Below are 14560 nucleotides of genomic sequence, written 5' to 3'. Positions count from 1 at the left end.
TTTGTTTTATGGGCTTAAAAACAAAAAACCGGCTAGATGCCGGTTTTTCAAATTTACGCTTTATTGGCTTCGTCTCGAAGCTGTCTGCGTAAAATCTTACCCACATTGGTCTTTGGTAATTCGTCTCGGAATTCTACCAGTTTTGGTACTTTATATCCCGTTAAATGATGGCGGCAATGTTCAATCAGCTCTTTTTCAGACAATGACTTATCTTTTGCAACCACGTATATTTTGACTAATTCACCGCTAGCATCATTGGCAACACCGACAGCAGCGACTTCAAGCACTTTTGGATGAAGTGCTACAACTTCTTCAATCTCATTTGGAAATACGTTAAAGCCGGAGACTAAAATCATGTCCTTTTTACGATCGACTATGAAGAAAAAGCCCTTTTCATCCATGTAACCAATATCGCCAGTAGCTAACCAACCGTCTTTATCAATTACTTTGGCGGTCTCTTCAGGACGCTGCCAGTAACCTTGCATAACTTGCGGCCCTCTAGCAAAAAGCTCACCGGTTTGACCTTGAGCTAATATTTTACCATCATCGTCACGCACTTGAATAAATGTCGATGGCGCAGGAAAACCAATGGAGCCGTTATAACCTTCTAAGTTATACGGACAACAAGTCACTAAAGGTGAAGCTTCCGTTAATCCATATCCTTCCAGTAAGCGAGTTTTGGTGATCGCTTGCCATTTATCAGCAACGGCTCTTTGTACTGCCATGCCACCGCCAATTGACAGTTTTAGGCCGCTAAAATCTAAGCTTTTGAAGTCGTCATTATTAACTAAGGCATTAAATAAGGTGTTAACGCCAGTTAATGCCGTAAAGGGATATTTTTTAAGCTCACCAACAAATGCTGGAATATCTCTTGGGTTGGTGATTAATAAATTTTGACTGCCTTTATGTAAAAATAATAAGCAATTTACCGTTAATGCAAAAATATGATAAAGCGGTAAAGCAGTAACAACAAACTCTTTACCATCATCTAATGCCGGCGAGTATGCGCCATTTGCCTGTAAAACGTTAGCAACAACATTGCGGTGGCTTAACATTGCACCTTTAGATACCCCAGTTGTGCCACCGGTATATTGTAAAAAGGCTAAATCATCACCGCTAACATCTGGTTTGACGTATTGTAATCGTCGCCCTTTAGATAAGCTGTCTCGAAATGAAAGTGCGTGTGGTAAATGATACTTAGGCACCATTTTTTTAATATACTTGACTACAAAATTAACTAAAGTCCGTTTTGGCGCACTAAGTTGGTCGCCTAAGCCAGTAATTATCACAGACTCCACTGCAGTTTGATCAACAACTTCTTCTAGCGTTTTGGCAAAGTTAGATACAACAACGATGGCTTTAGCACCAGAATCTATTAATTGGTGCTTAAGTTCTCTTGGAGTGTAAAGAGGATTAACATTGACTACTACCATACCAGCACGCAATACACCAAATAGTGCTATCGGGTATTGGAGTAGATTTGGCATCATTAATGCCACTCGATCGCCTTTTTCAAGCTTCAGTTCATTTTGTAAATAAGCGGCAAAAGCGCGACTTCTTTCTTCAAGCTTTCGATAAGTCATGGTTGCACCCATGTTAATAAAAGCAGGCTGATCAGCGTATTTCGCTACAGCGCTTTCAAACATGGCGACCAATGAAGGAAATTGATCCGGGTCTATCTCAGCCGGTACATTGGCTGGGAGGTGATTAATCCAAGGCTGGTCCACGTGTGTCTCCTATAATGGCCACTGTGCTAAGACGTGCATTCCCCGTCAGTGGCTAAAAACGTTTTCCTGTTATTGGCTATTGTTATGATATGGCAATAATCAGTCAACGCGTTGTTATTGTTATCGCCTATACCTAAAATCATACAAGCGTTTTAATTTTGAACATAATCACATAATTGGCACAAAAATAATAGCGCTTTAAGCTTCATTAACATTTATTTTAGAATAAATGCTCGAATTAATAAGCATAATCCAACAGCATTACCCATATGTAGATGATGATCGCCGTCTATTTCTGCGATTTCAAGATGCTTAAACCATTTTTTAGCCTGCACTTGAGCTGATTTTAACTGCTTAAAACCAGTTTTCCCTAGCACTAACAAGGTATCAGTAGTGCTTTGGCTCATTAATGCATCGACTTGTTCAAAACTCATTCTATACACAGAATCTAATTTTAACCGCGGATCACTTCGCCAATAGTAAAGTTCATCAATAAACTCGAGATTTCTTTTTGTAATAAGTTGACACCAAACTGGGTCCATCCCGGTCAGTTGTTGTCTCGCTTTCACCACGATGTCAATTGACGAATATCCTTTTGTGTTAGCTTGAAATGGCTTAGTCAGTAAATGAGTATGTTGACTGAAACTACGACTTATTCTTGATGCATTATTATTAGCATCTTCAAATAAAGGGGAAAGTGCTTCGATAAGAATTAATTGGGATATACGCTGGGGAAAACTGGCGTTGTAGGCACTTGCAATAATGCCGCCAAGGGAATGACCTAAAAGAATTATTGATTGATTTGGATCAGGCTGAATAAAATTAATAAGCGCATGCAAATCATACAAATAGTCAACCCAATGTAACGGATATAGCCCTGGACGGTGATCTGAAAAGCCATGTCCAGGCCAATCAAAAGTAATAAGTTGGTAATGATTGGCTAAATCTGATTGTAAAAAAGACTCTGCCAAGGGTATAAAACTGTTTAAATTATCTAGCCAACCGTGGCATGCCAAAATAATTGGCTTGTCAGCATGGCCATATCGCATAGCCGATAAGGTTAAATGGGCCAAAGCGAATGTCATTGGCTGACCTTGCTCCACTGCTGTGAAACAGCACTTTGGCTCATTTAATGACATAATTTACTTCGCTTTTTTAATAAACTTTAATGTCATACGGTCACTTTCACCGATATCGATATATTTTTGCTTATCTTCATCACCCATTGCAAGACGTGGGGGTAATGTCCACACCCCTTTAGGATAATCTTTTGTGTCTTTGGCATTAGCATTTACTTCTGAACTTGCTAGCAATTCAAAACCCGATTTTTTAGCTAATTCCACCATTTGATTTTGTTCCATATAGCCACTTTCCGCTGCCATACCAACATTCGCTCTATGCTCAACCACGCCGAAAGTACCGCCGTCTTTTAACACAGCATAAGCTGCATTAAACACACCTTCTAATTGCCCTTTCATTGCCCAGTTATGTAGGTTTCTGAATGTCAGCACATGGTCAGCTGAATTATCTTTACCTAAGTTAAATTTTTCAGGCGGGCTTAACGTCACAAACTGCACATTACCGACAGATGCTTTATTATCTGCTACCCACTTTTCAAACTTTAAACCCGCTGATTTATAATATTCAGTCTGACGATTTTCTTCCGCAGGTTTTGTTTCAAAGTTGGCTGCAACGTACTGACCATTTTTGGCTAAGTAAGGCGCAAGGATCTCTGCATACCAACCACCACCGGGCCAAAGTTCAATAACTGTTTGATCAGCTTTTACATCAAAAAAAGCAAGTGTTTCAGCTGGGTTACGGGCGCTATCTCTTAACTTATTGGACGCTGTTCTAAAATCACTTGATACCGCAGCGGCCAAGGCATCATTCACTTTAACTTCCTCTGCCTGTGCTGGAGTAACCAATACGGTTGAATACATTCCAACAGTTGCGAAGCTAATCGCTATCGCGAGTGCTATTTTACGTTTCATTTCACATTCCTTTTTATTGAATCAACTTTTTGCCAACTGAGCCATAACATACCACAGCTCACCACTAACCAAATAACAACCCAAATCCAAGCGGGGATCCAAGTCATTTGCGCTAATGCTGCTGCATCGCCCTGACCTGCCAAACCAAATAACACCATGGGACTTGCCATTGCATTGAGGATTATCATCAATCCTAATATACGCAGTAAACTATTTAAAGGACGACTATTTTTTAATTTAAGTGGTAACAAAATAAGTCCAGTTAAACATAATAAAATAGCAATGCTCAACAAGTCCCTCGCCCACAATATAATTGACGCTAAAATAGTAAAGGCCAATAAAGACAAAGTAAATCTGATGCCATCTCGCCATGTGGCTAGTAAGAAAATCAAGTAACCCCAAAGCGCCGCACCCAAATAGCCTGCAAATGCAATAAATATCGCATTACCTCCTTGGCTATAGCAAAGACCTGCGCCATTAGGAAAAAGCTGAATAGAGTTGACCATCCCACCCGACATTATGGTCGCTATCCCGTGCGACAATTCATGGAAATAACTTTCAAACCATTTAAACGGCACGCTAATAAAGGGCAGCCTTGTTAATAAAAAGGCCACTATCAGTTCCAGCACAAAACGGCCTCGACTAGGAATGCCAGATGATGAAGCTGATAAGCTATTATGATTAAAATGGGTCATTAATATTGAGATTATTTATAGAATAATTGACGTTAGTAAATCAGAATTGTCAGCAGGAGGGAATGCTTGTAAAACATTAAGATACAATGTTGTCGTAATAAGACACTAAAAGAAGTAGCAAAGAGCTAAAATAATCAAATAGATCAACACCAATAGATAAATTAAGCGTAAAGATCAATACCTACCATCTGTTGAATTTCATCTCGTTTTGCTGAATGCTGGGTCATCAGATAGACATTTATTGCACTACGATTAGTCTGTTTATCAGCATCATATTCAACTTTATTTTGTTGGCTATCGGACACAGAAATGGTTGTATGGTCAAAAAGCTGCGTATTGCCTTTAAACTCAAACAAGCCTGAATTCTCAACTGTTTGTTCTCTTTCTTGCTGACTTAATGCAGAAGCTTCGACATCAATTTGGATGTCATTGGCTGAGGGTTGGCCTAAAAGGATATTATTTTTAACGGTTTGACTGGAATTGATTGAGTTAATATCAGTCACTGATTCTAGCGGACGATTACCAGCAACAGCCTGACTCAAAGACGTTTTAAAGCCTTGTTGAGTTGCTGTTTGATGAACCGATGACTGATTTATCTGCATTTATGCTTATCTCGGAGTATTTATATCTGTAGTATTCAAATACAGTGTAGTTTAATATTTAACATTAAAATAAATTATAATCGACTATAACTTAGCCAACAAGTTATTGCCAATGGCAAACTTTTCATAAAACTTAAGCTGCTTTTATCATTAAACAGTTTAGCAAAGTTATTACTTTATGCCATTAGGATCATTTTTAATATTACTCTCTACCCGGTAGCTTCTTCCAGGTCACTTTATCTCGGATATACACTGGGGCAAGTTCATCCACACTAGTATGTTGATGTTGGCTAACGCCATATTCAGCTAAAGTGAGCATTGCTTTGGCATCAGGGTATTTAAGCTCATCTTGCAATTGAATATTATCTGCTAACTTAAGTAACGCAGGATACACTTCAAAACCAGTTCCACAGGCGACAATCGCTTTACTGCCGTCCAAATGCAGCTCAACCTCTTGCGGTGAACAAACATGCTCGATACCAACCAAGGTCGCTATGCCCTCTTTTGCAACAAATTGCCCCACGTACACTTCGTTCATACGTGCATCAATAGTACAAAATACTTGCTCAGCATGAAAAGCCGTAATTGCCATTTGTGCCATCGCAGCTAATGTCGAAATACCGATAACTGGTAAATCAGTTCCCAGGGCTAAACCTTGGGTCATACTGGTACAAATACGAATGCCAGTAAAACTGCCAGGTCCACGACCATAAGCAATAACATCAACTTCTGCTAGCTTCACTTGAGCTTCTTTTAGTAATTCATCCACCATTGGCAATATACGTTGACTGTGCTCACGCGGTGCATCGACTGTGCGGGAATAAACCTTACCATCAATCGTCAGCGCAGCAGAGCAAGACTCGGTGCAGGTATCAAGCGCAAGAACACGCAGTGGAGTGTGAAATGTCATGTTTACAACCAATATGGAACAGAAATTAGGTCGCTATGATAACTTATGGGATTTGTTTTAAAAAGTGCAATGCGGTATCTAAATCACGGGTACGATGCATTGGCGGCAATGAATTAATAAAAGCTTGTCCATAAGGGCGATTAACAATGCGATTATCACATAAAATCAACACACCACGGTCTTTCTCGTCACGAATAAGCCGGCCGACACCTTGCTTTAATGCAATAACAGCTTGGGGTAATGAAATAGTCGTAAAAGGATCAAGTCCTTGTCGTTCTGCGCTAGCGGCTCTTGCTCGATATAAAGCATCATCAGGCGACACAAAAGGCAACTTATCAATAATTACGCAGCTCAGTAATTTACCTCGAACATCAACTCCTTCCCAAAAACTGCCCGTGCCGAGTAACACTGCATTGCCCAGTTGTCGAAATTTATTCAATAAGCTTTGCTTACTGCCCTGGCCTTGCACCAGTAATGGGTAACTCACTTGGCTACGCAATAAACTAGCAACTTGTTCTAACATGCTATGACTGGTGAACAAAATAAAGGTGCGCCCTTGCGCAGCATTGATGGCTTTAACACACACTTCTACCAATTGTTTGGCGCTATGCTGAGTTTGCCCTACTTTGCCCAAATGCCGTGGCACACAGAACATCGCTTGGTTTGGATAATCAAATGGACTGTCTAAAATAACCTGAGTCGCTTTCTGTAGCCCGAGTTCTTTTGCAAAATGAGATAACTGACGGTTAACTTGTAATGTTGCCGAGGTAAAAATCCAACTCGTCTTAGGGTCAAATAATTGCTCACATTGTTTAGCGACATTAATAGGCGACGCTCGAAGTGTGATAAATCGTGGCCCATATTCAACACTGTAAGCAGCTTGGGGGTCTTGGCATTCGAAAAATATTTTTAATCTATCATTCAATTCGTGGATTTGTTCAAAAGCATTATCTAAATTATCATCGCGGCCTAAGTGGTGTGTCAGCAATTCACTTAATTCGGTTAATGATTGATGTAATGCCCAAGCACTAATAATAAGTGCTTTAGTCGATAACACCTGACGCCAATCAGTTTTACCACTGTCAAACATCTCATTATGCCACTGAGCTAGTTGCATGATTGAGCGGTTAGCAAAGTGTTCAATCTGAATGCTGTCACGAATTTTTTGTTTGTGTATAGTGACTAAACTGTTTAACAGCTTATCAATTTCACGGCTACTGATGTGACTACCAAAATAACTGATACAAATATCGGGCACTAAATGAGCTTCGTCAAAGATGACAACATCAGGATCTGGAAGCAGTTCAGCAAAACCAGTGTCTTTGAGTAATCTGTCGGCAAAAAATAAATGATGATTTACCACGACCAGCTTTGCTTCCATGGCTTTAACACGTGCTTTGCGGGTAAAACACACGTCATAAAAATCACACTTCTTGCCGGTACAGCTTTCTTTGGTACTGACAATGCTTGAGATCATGGTTGAATTTTCAGACACTGACGTTAGATTACCTATATCACCATCTTTACTGAGTACCGCCCACTGATTTATTTTAAGTAAGTCATCTAAAGCCTGCTCTCGATACTGACTGGCATGCTGCATTTGGTTATCTAAGCGTAATTGACATAAGTAGTTATTACGGCCCTTAAGCAAAGCAATTCTTGGTTGAATATCTAACATGGTTAGCAATGCAGGGAGATCTTTTAAAAATAATTGTTCTTGCAGGTTTTTACTGCCAGTGCTTACAACGACTTGTTTGCCACTTAATAACGCAGGAATAAGATAAGCAAAAGTTTTACCGACCCCTGTACCTGCTTCCAAAATTAAGTTGATTTTTTTTGCGATAGCTTCACTTACTGCTATCGCCATATCAGTCTGGGTTTGACGACTACGGTAATGATGCACATGACGGGATAATGAACCGCCTACACTAAATTCAGCGGCAACCAATGTGGTTAGACTCGCTAGCTTATGCGGAATTTGAGACGTGTTTGATTTCACAGTTTTAGTAGTTACTCATAGTGTAATTCTAATTTAAATACATCAAATCTAGCAAGCAGATAGTCAACCCAGCCATGATACATATTTAATCTATTAATACCGCCCCAAGATTTAGCAATTACGGCGTATAGTTGACTAAGCTTCAGTGAATAGAAAATTAACTGGATAAACGACAAATAAGATGGTCTGAAAGCTTTTAAATATCACTGTTTACAGACTTGACTATTATGCTGATAAATAATGATTAATCCAACCAATTAACTCTGCTGTAGTATAAACAATGCAACTAGGGGTCCCTTTTTTGACAATCGATAACTAAATTATTGGCTAATTTATATTAATGATTCTAAATCTTATCAAAAAAAAATCATAAAAAAAGGAACCCTAAGGTTCCTTTTTCAAAGCCGATTAACTAATTACTTAGTTAAAGCTTCTTTTGCTTTTTCAACTAAAATTGTAAATACAACTTTGTCGAATACAGCGATGTCAGCCAAAATCTTACGATCGATTTCGATAGACGCCTTTTTCAAACCGTTAATGAAACGGCTATAAGACAGACCATTTTGACGAGAAGCCGCATTGATACGTGCAATCCATAATTGACGGAATTGACGTTTCTTTTGACGACGGTCACGGTAAGCATATTGACCAGCTTTAGTTACTGCTTGAACAGCAACACGGAAAGTACGGCTACGAGCGCCATAATAACCTTTAGCTAGTTTAAGTACTTTCTTGTGACGAGCACGAGCGGTTACACCACGCTTAACTCTAGGCATTGTTCATTGCTCCTTTAATTAAGCGTATGGTAGTTGACGTGCAATTGCTGGCACATCAGACTTGGCGACTAAACATTTTGCACGTAAGTGACGTTTACGCTTAGTGCTCTTCTTGGTCAAAATATGACGTAAGTGTGCTTGTTTGCGCTTGAAACCATTAGCGGTTTTTCTGAAGCGCTTTTGCACACCCTTGTCTGTTTTCATTTTAGGCATTTCTAAAACTCCGCATTGGGATATTTAATAAACGTAAGGCGAGCAAAAGCCTCAAGAGACTTTTGCTACTTTTAGGTTGCCCTACTATTTCTTTTTAGGTGCTAGCACCATAATTGCTTGTCTACCTTCCATTTTCGGGAAAGATTCAACAACCGCATACTCTTCCAAATCAGCCTTGATACGGTTCAAAAGATCCATACCTAGGTTTTGGTGTGCCATTTCGCGACCACGGAAACGCAGCGTAATTTTCGCTTTGTCCCCATCTTCTAGAAAACGAATCAGGTTGCGTAGTTTTACCTGATAGTCGTTTATATCAGTTCCAGGACGGAATTTAATTTCCTTAACCTGAACCTGCTTCTGCTTCTTCTTTTGTTCCTTTTGCGCTTTCGCTTTATCAAAAAGGAACTTACCGTAGTCCATTATGCGACAAACTGGAGGCTCAGCGTTTGGACTGATTTCAACAAGGTCTACCCCTGCTTCATCCGCGACGCTTTGAGCTTCTTTAATGCTAACGATACCAATGGGCTCACCATCTATGTCCGATAAACGGACTTCAGGAACACCGGTGATTTCATCATTGATTCTATTAGGCGCTGGTTGTCGCCCTGCTGTTCTTTTGATCTTTATGACCTATTCCTCCAACAATTTTAGACTACGGAGCGAAATCTGTTGATGTATCATGGTAGCAAAATCTTCGATTTTAAGCTTACCTAAATCAATACCATCACGTGTACGCACCGCAACTTCCTTATTCTCAACTTCTTGATCACCTACGACCAACAAATAAGGCACACGTCTTAAGGTGTGTTCGCGTATTTTAAAGCCTATCTTCTCATTCCTCAAGTCAAAAGATGCACGAATGCCCTGTTTTTTGAAGTTTTTTACAATTTCTTCTGCATATTCAGACTGTTTGTCAGTAATATTCATCACAACTACTTGCATAGGTGCAAGCCATGTTGGAAATTTACCAGCATACTCTTCAATCAAGATACCGATGAAACGTTCTAATGAGCCAAGAATGGCACGATGTATCATTACCGGTGTTTGTCGACTATTGTCTTCTGCAACATATGTTGCGCCTAAACGAGTCGGTAACGCATAATCTAATTGTACAGTACCACACTGCCAAGCGCGATCTAAACAATCATGTAAAGTAAATTCAATCTTAGGACCGTAGAAAGCACCTTCGCCTGGTAATATCTCATATTTGATATTATTAGCTTTAAGCGCTTGCTTTAACGCTTCTTCAGCACGATCCCACATATCGTCATCACCAATACGCTTTTCAGGGCGAGTGGATAATTTGACGACAATATTTTCAAAACCAAATGTGCCATATGTGTCATATACCATTTGAATACATGCACTCACTTCTGTTTGCACTTGATCGTCAGTACAGAACACATGGGCATCATCTTGGGTAAAGCCTCGCACGCGCATTAAGCCATGCAGTGAACCCGATGGTTCATTACGATGACAACAACCAAACTCAGCCATACGCAATGGCAAGTCACGGTATGACTTTAGGCCTTGATTAAAAATTTGCACGTGACCAGGACAATTCATCGGCTTAATGGCATATTCACGACTTTCGCTATTAGTAGTAAACATAGCTTCTGAGTATTTATCCCAGTGGCCTGAACGCTCCCATAACACGCGATCCATCATTAGTGGGCCTTTCACTTCTTGATAAGTGTATTGACCTAGCTTTTGACGAATGAACTTTTCAAGTTCTAAAAATATGCTCCAACCATCATTGTGCCAAAACACCATGCCTGGCGCTTCTTCTTGCATATGATAAAGATCTAATTGCTTGCCGATTTTACGATGATCGCGTTTAGACGCTTCTTCTAATCGTGTAAGGTGCGTTTTAAGGGCTTTTTTATCTGCCCATGCCGTACCGTAAACGCGTTGTAACATCTTGTTATCAGAATTACCGCGCCAATAAGCACCAGCAACACTCATTAACTTAAAGTGTTGACAAAAACGCATGTTCGGCACGTGCGGACCACGACACATGTCGATGTATTCTTCATGATCATAAAGTGCAGGCGTAGCATCTTTGCTGATGTTTTCATCTAAGATGGCAATTTTGTATTCTTCACCGCGGGTACTGAATGCATCACGGGCTTCTTGCCAAGTCACAACGCGCTTGACCACGTCATAGTTTGTTTTGGCCAACTCTAGCATGCGTTTTTCTAAAGCATCTATATCATCTTGGGTAAGTTTGTGCTCTAAATCGATATCATAGTAAAAACCGTTATCGATAACAGGACCAATGGCCATTTTGGTTTGAGGCCACAGTTGCTTGATAGCATGACCTAATAAATGCGCACAAGAATGGCGAAGAATTTCAACACCTTCTTCATCTTTAGCCGTGATGATAGATAAATCCGCATCGGTAAAAATTAAATCGCAAGCATCTTTTAGTTCACCGTTAACGCGACCTGCAATACAGGCTTTTGCTAAACCGGGACCAATGTCAGCGGCGACATCAAGGGTAGATACGGGATTCGCAAACTCACGTTTGCTGCCATCAGGCAATGTAATAATAGGCATGAAAATTCCTTGTCCAGTGGTGACCCACACGTAGGGCCACTTGGTAAATAGTGAATAAAAGTTATGAACACATTTTTGAAATAAAGACAGTACAAGAGTCTTAGTTACCCAAAAATGTAGTGCCTGATTGTATGTGACAACATAGTAATGGATCAACCTTTAACGGCTTTCTATACTGCCAAAACTGAATAAACTCATGCATTACACTCAATGCGGTATAACTAAAATAGGGCTATATTTAATCAAGCACGGTAAATGCGTTAAATTCCATCACTGGAGTACAAGATATGAGATTGTTGTCACGTTTAATAAGCTATCCACATTGTGGTCAGCATCAACATGTCACCATTGATTCGAGTTGTGGCGATCAAGAATATTATGATGATTGTCGAATCTGCTGTAACCCTATCCACATTAAAATGCATTTAGATGACAGCAAGCGGACCATTCAATTATTTATTGATTCAGATGATGAGCAAATTTATTAGTACTTGGCTTGGTTGTCGCACGAAACTAACCCTGTTGCTTTTTAGCTAAAATGCGCTCAACCGTATCAACAATAACTTGAGTTTGACTGTCAATTTCAATATTCATTTTATCGCCAACTTGGTGGGCTTTGATATTAGTTAATCTTAGCGTTTCAGGAATAAGGTGCAATTTAAAACCACGCTCAGTCAATTGCCCTACCGTTAAGCTACAACCATTCACCGCGACAAAGCCTTTATAAAACACGTAGTCTTTCCACTTTGCATCTAACGCTAACTCAATATCATAATGCTCAGCAGTATCACTTACCGATACCACTTCAGCTTGCGTATGAATATGGCCCGATAAAATGTGTCCGCCAATTTCACTGCCAAAGGTTAACGAGCGCTCAATGTTAACTAGGTCGCCCCGCTGTACTTTATCTAGATTAGTTAGCTCTAATGATTCTTCCATTACATCGAAAAAAACCTTATCATTCGATATCTTAGTAACCGTTAAACAAACACCATTGGTTGCAACACTGGCTCCTGTTTGTAATCCGGTAAGCAATTCAGGCTTTAGCGCAATTTCAAAACGTTTCAATCCGGCTTGCTGTTGAACCGATACCACTTCACATGTGGCTTGTACAATTCCTGTAAACATAAAGTAACTCTCGTTTATTAATAGGCTTAATATGAACAACACCGGCTTTCAAGCCAAGCGCTTAATACAACTCGCATTACCAATATTAATCGCCCAAGTGACTCAAACTATGATGGGCTTTATTGATACTGTTATGGCAGGACGAGTCAGCGCTGTCGATATGGCCGCTGTCGCTGTTGGCACCAGTTTATGGCTACCGGCCATCTTATTTGTTCAAGGCCTACTGATGGCCTTCACGCCAGTATTTTCACAGCATCATGGAGCCGATAACCAGAAGGTGATCCCAAACTTACTGTTTCAAGCTGGATATATTGCCATAATAGGCGCCTTGGGTGTGATGTTATTTTTAGCCTCTTCAAGCTATATCTTAGATTTAATGGATTTAGAGCCACAACTGTATCGCTTAACGGTAGGATATATAGATGGCATTCTCTGGGGCGCACCTGCATTCGCTTTATATCAAGTGCTCCGCGGTTGCAGTGAAGGCATATCTTACACTTTACCGACTATGGTGATTGGCTTTGTTGGCTTGGCGGTCAATATCCCTGCAAACTATATCTTTATTTATGGAGGATTTGGCATTCCAGCAATGGGTGGTGCTGGCTGTGGAATAGCAACCGCTATGGTCTTTTGGGCAATGTTAATTGCTATGACCATCTATATGCTTGTTGATAAAAAGTTTATTGATATTGCCCCCTTTAAACAGTTTTATGCCCCTAAATGGTCCACCATGAAGTCAATGACTAAATTGGGATTCCCGATTGCAATGGCGTTGTTCTTTGAAGTAAGCCTATTCGCGGTTATTGCATTATTTTTAGCGCCAATGGGCGCTAATGTAGTAGCAAGTCATCAAATAGCGTTAAATTTTTCATCTATAGTATTCATGTTGCCTTTGTCGATTGGTATCGCTGCATCTATTCGCATTGGGTATTATCTTGGTCGAGAAAGAACCGATATAGCGCAACTAGTCACTTATGTCGCCTTAGGACTGTCGTTATCTCTCGCTATGTTAACCGCTATTTCAACCGTCGTATTTAGACACGAAATAGCTCTACTATATAATGATAATCCTGAGGTTGTCGCGTTAGCCGGAAGCTTGATGTTAATGGCAGCCTTATACCAAATATCGGACTCTATTCAGGTTGTGGCGGCGGGAGCACTACGGGGTTACAAAGACACTCGCAGTGCCTTCTACATTACCCTCTTTTCATATTGGTTTATCGGCATGACATTAGGATATGTATTAGCCTATACCGACTATATTGTTCCCGCGATAGGTGCGCATGGATTCTGGATTGGACTGATTGCAGGGCTTACCTCTGCTGCTATTCTCTTTGGCTGGCGATTGAGTTACATTCAACGAAAAGGCATTATTTTTGTTGAAATAGATTAAGTTTAAAACGAATAAATGTACGCCGCTCATTAAGCTTGTGCGAGTGAACGGCGTAAAGAAATAATAAATTTTATCTGCAATAGCCTATGAATATATAAAATTAGCGGCGCACAAAAAACGGTATTGCAACTAACACCATACCGACTATAACTAAGCTCGTTACACTGGCAACAAAGTACGGATAGACCATTAAAGCCATACCCATACATAACGGAACAATTGCTTGTTGGCGTTTACCATAAACAAAATACCCCATTCCAATCGCACCAAATAATACGCTCCACATGATCATTGCAGTACTACCCATCTTATTAACCTGGTTATCTTATTTTGGTGAATGTGTTTATCCGAGTTCGGGTCCACAGATTTTGCTTGTTCAATAATCAACACAATATTTCAATTGCCACGATAGCTGATATTTAAAAGACGCTATTCACTTTAATATGAGTACATAATTTATCCGAAGCAATCAAAATTTCACCTTTCAAGTTGCTCTATGTATTTTATCGAAGCAATGCTGCCAAAAACATACCTCTGAAATCTATGGTTAGTTGTCTTTAGTCGCGC

Annotated in this window: 15 protein-coding genes; 2 read left to right on the top strand and 13 right to left on the bottom strand. The window is 40.0% G+C overall.

Annotated features, from left to right (window positions below; genetic code table 11):
* Positions 1–53: 53 nt before the first annotated feature.
* From fadD to thrS, 11 genes are all read right to left on the bottom strand, one after another.
* On the bottom strand, positions 54–1727 hold the full coding sequence (gene fadD, locus ACRWQL_RS19260; protein ID WP_434951675.1) for a long-chain-fatty-acid--CoA ligase FadD: 1674 nt from the start codon (positions 1725–1727) through the stop codon (positions 54–56).
* A gap of 215 nt (positions 1728–1942) precedes the next feature.
* Positions 1943–2812, bottom strand: coding sequence for an alpha/beta fold hydrolase (locus tag ACRWQL_RS19255; RefSeq protein WP_434951673.1), 870 nt, complete (start codon positions 2810–2812; stop codon positions 1943–1945).
* Between the two features lie 57 nt (positions 2813–2869).
* The gene (locus ACRWQL_RS19250) at positions 2870–3718 is read right to left on the bottom strand and encodes a class I SAM-dependent methyltransferase (RefSeq protein WP_434931801.1); all 849 of its coding nucleotides are present in this window, start codon (positions 3716–3718) and stop codon (positions 2870–2872) included.
* Positions 3715–4413: a M50 family metallopeptidase gene (locus ACRWQL_RS19245; protein WP_434931800.1), complete on the bottom strand. Its 699-nt coding sequence runs from the start codon at positions 4411–4413 to the stop codon at positions 3715–3717. The genes ACRWQL_RS19250 and ACRWQL_RS19245 overlap by 4 nt, the downstream gene beginning before the upstream one ends.
* 161 nt (positions 4414–4574) lie before the next feature.
* Positions 4575–5015: a hypothetical protein gene (locus ACRWQL_RS19240; protein ID WP_434931799.1), complete on the bottom strand. Its 441-nt coding sequence runs from the start codon at positions 5013–5015 to the stop codon at positions 4575–4577.
* 202 nt (positions 5016–5217) lie between these two features.
* Complete coding sequence (tsaB, locus tag ACRWQL_RS19235; protein WP_434951671.1) at positions 5218–5925, bottom strand: tRNA (adenosine(37)-N6)-threonylcarbamoyltransferase complex dimerization subunit type 1 TsaB; 708 nt, start codon at positions 5923–5925, stop codon at positions 5218–5220.
* Between the two features lie 43 nt (positions 5926–5968).
* Positions 5969–7924 (bottom strand): ATP-dependent DNA helicase, encoded by a 1956-nt coding sequence (locus tag ACRWQL_RS19230; RefSeq protein WP_434951669.1) that lies wholly within the window; start codon positions 7922–7924, stop codon positions 5969–5971.
* A 416-nt stretch (positions 7925–8340) separates the two neighbouring features.
* The gene (gene rplT / locus ACRWQL_RS19225; protein ID WP_226415616.1) at positions 8341–8700 is read right to left on the bottom strand and encodes a 50S ribosomal protein L20; all 360 of its coding nucleotides are present in this window, start codon (positions 8698–8700) and stop codon (positions 8341–8343) included.
* Between the two features lie 18 nt (positions 8701–8718).
* Positions 8719–8913, bottom strand: coding sequence for a 50S ribosomal protein L35 (gene rpmI, locus ACRWQL_RS19220; RefSeq protein ID WP_055023949.1), 195 nt, complete (start codon positions 8911–8913; stop codon positions 8719–8721).
* Between the two features lie 84 nt (positions 8914–8997).
* Positions 8998–9540: a translation initiation factor IF-3 gene (infC, locus tag ACRWQL_RS19215; protein WP_264177979.1), complete on the bottom strand. Its 543-nt coding sequence runs from the start codon at positions 9538–9540 to the stop codon at positions 8998–9000.
* Positions 9541–9543: 3 nt separating this feature from the next.
* Positions 9544–11472, bottom strand: a complete 1929-nt coding sequence (gene thrS / locus ACRWQL_RS19210) for a threonine--tRNA ligase (RefSeq protein ID WP_434951667.1) — start codon at positions 11470–11472, stop codon at positions 9544–9546.
* Between the two features lie 287 nt (positions 11473–11759).
* On the opposite strand from thrS, the gene ACRWQL_RS19205 reads away from it, so the two are divergent.
* Positions 11760–11960: a CPXCG motif-containing cysteine-rich protein gene (locus ACRWQL_RS19205; protein ID WP_434951665.1), complete on the top strand. Its 201-nt coding sequence runs from the start codon at positions 11760–11762 to the stop codon at positions 11958–11960.
* Positions 11961–11985: 25 nt separating this feature from the next.
* Here the strand turns inward: ACRWQL_RS19205 and ACRWQL_RS19200 are convergent, their stop codons facing one another.
* Positions 11986–12600: a riboflavin synthase subunit alpha gene (locus ACRWQL_RS19200; RefSeq protein WP_434951663.1), complete on the bottom strand. Its 615-nt coding sequence runs from the start codon at positions 12598–12600 to the stop codon at positions 11986–11988.
* Positions 12601–12631: 31 nt separating this feature from the next.
* Here ACRWQL_RS19200 and ACRWQL_RS19195 point away from each other — a divergent pair, with 31 nt between their 5' ends.
* Positions 12632–13993, top strand: a complete 1362-nt coding sequence (locus ACRWQL_RS19195) for an MATE family efflux transporter (protein ID WP_434951661.1) — start codon at positions 12632–12634, stop codon at positions 13991–13993.
* A 100-nt stretch (positions 13994–14093) separates the two neighbouring features.
* On the opposite strand, the gene ACRWQL_RS19190 is transcribed toward ACRWQL_RS19195, so the two are convergent.
* A complete protein-coding gene (locus ACRWQL_RS19190; protein WP_434951659.1) occupies positions 14094–14300 on the bottom strand; it encodes a hypothetical protein in 207 nt (68 codons plus the stop codon).
* Positions 14301–14560: the final 260 nt, after the last annotated feature.

The organism is Shewanella sp. HL-SH4 (genome assembly GCF_051164845.1).
In the GTDB taxonomy this organism is placed as follows: domain Bacteria; phylum Pseudomonadota; class Gammaproteobacteria; order Enterobacterales; family Shewanellaceae; genus Shewanella; species Shewanella glacialimarina.
The sequence above is the reverse complement of the archived record's forward strand: the minus strand, read 5'-3'. Positions and strand labels throughout refer to the sequence as shown.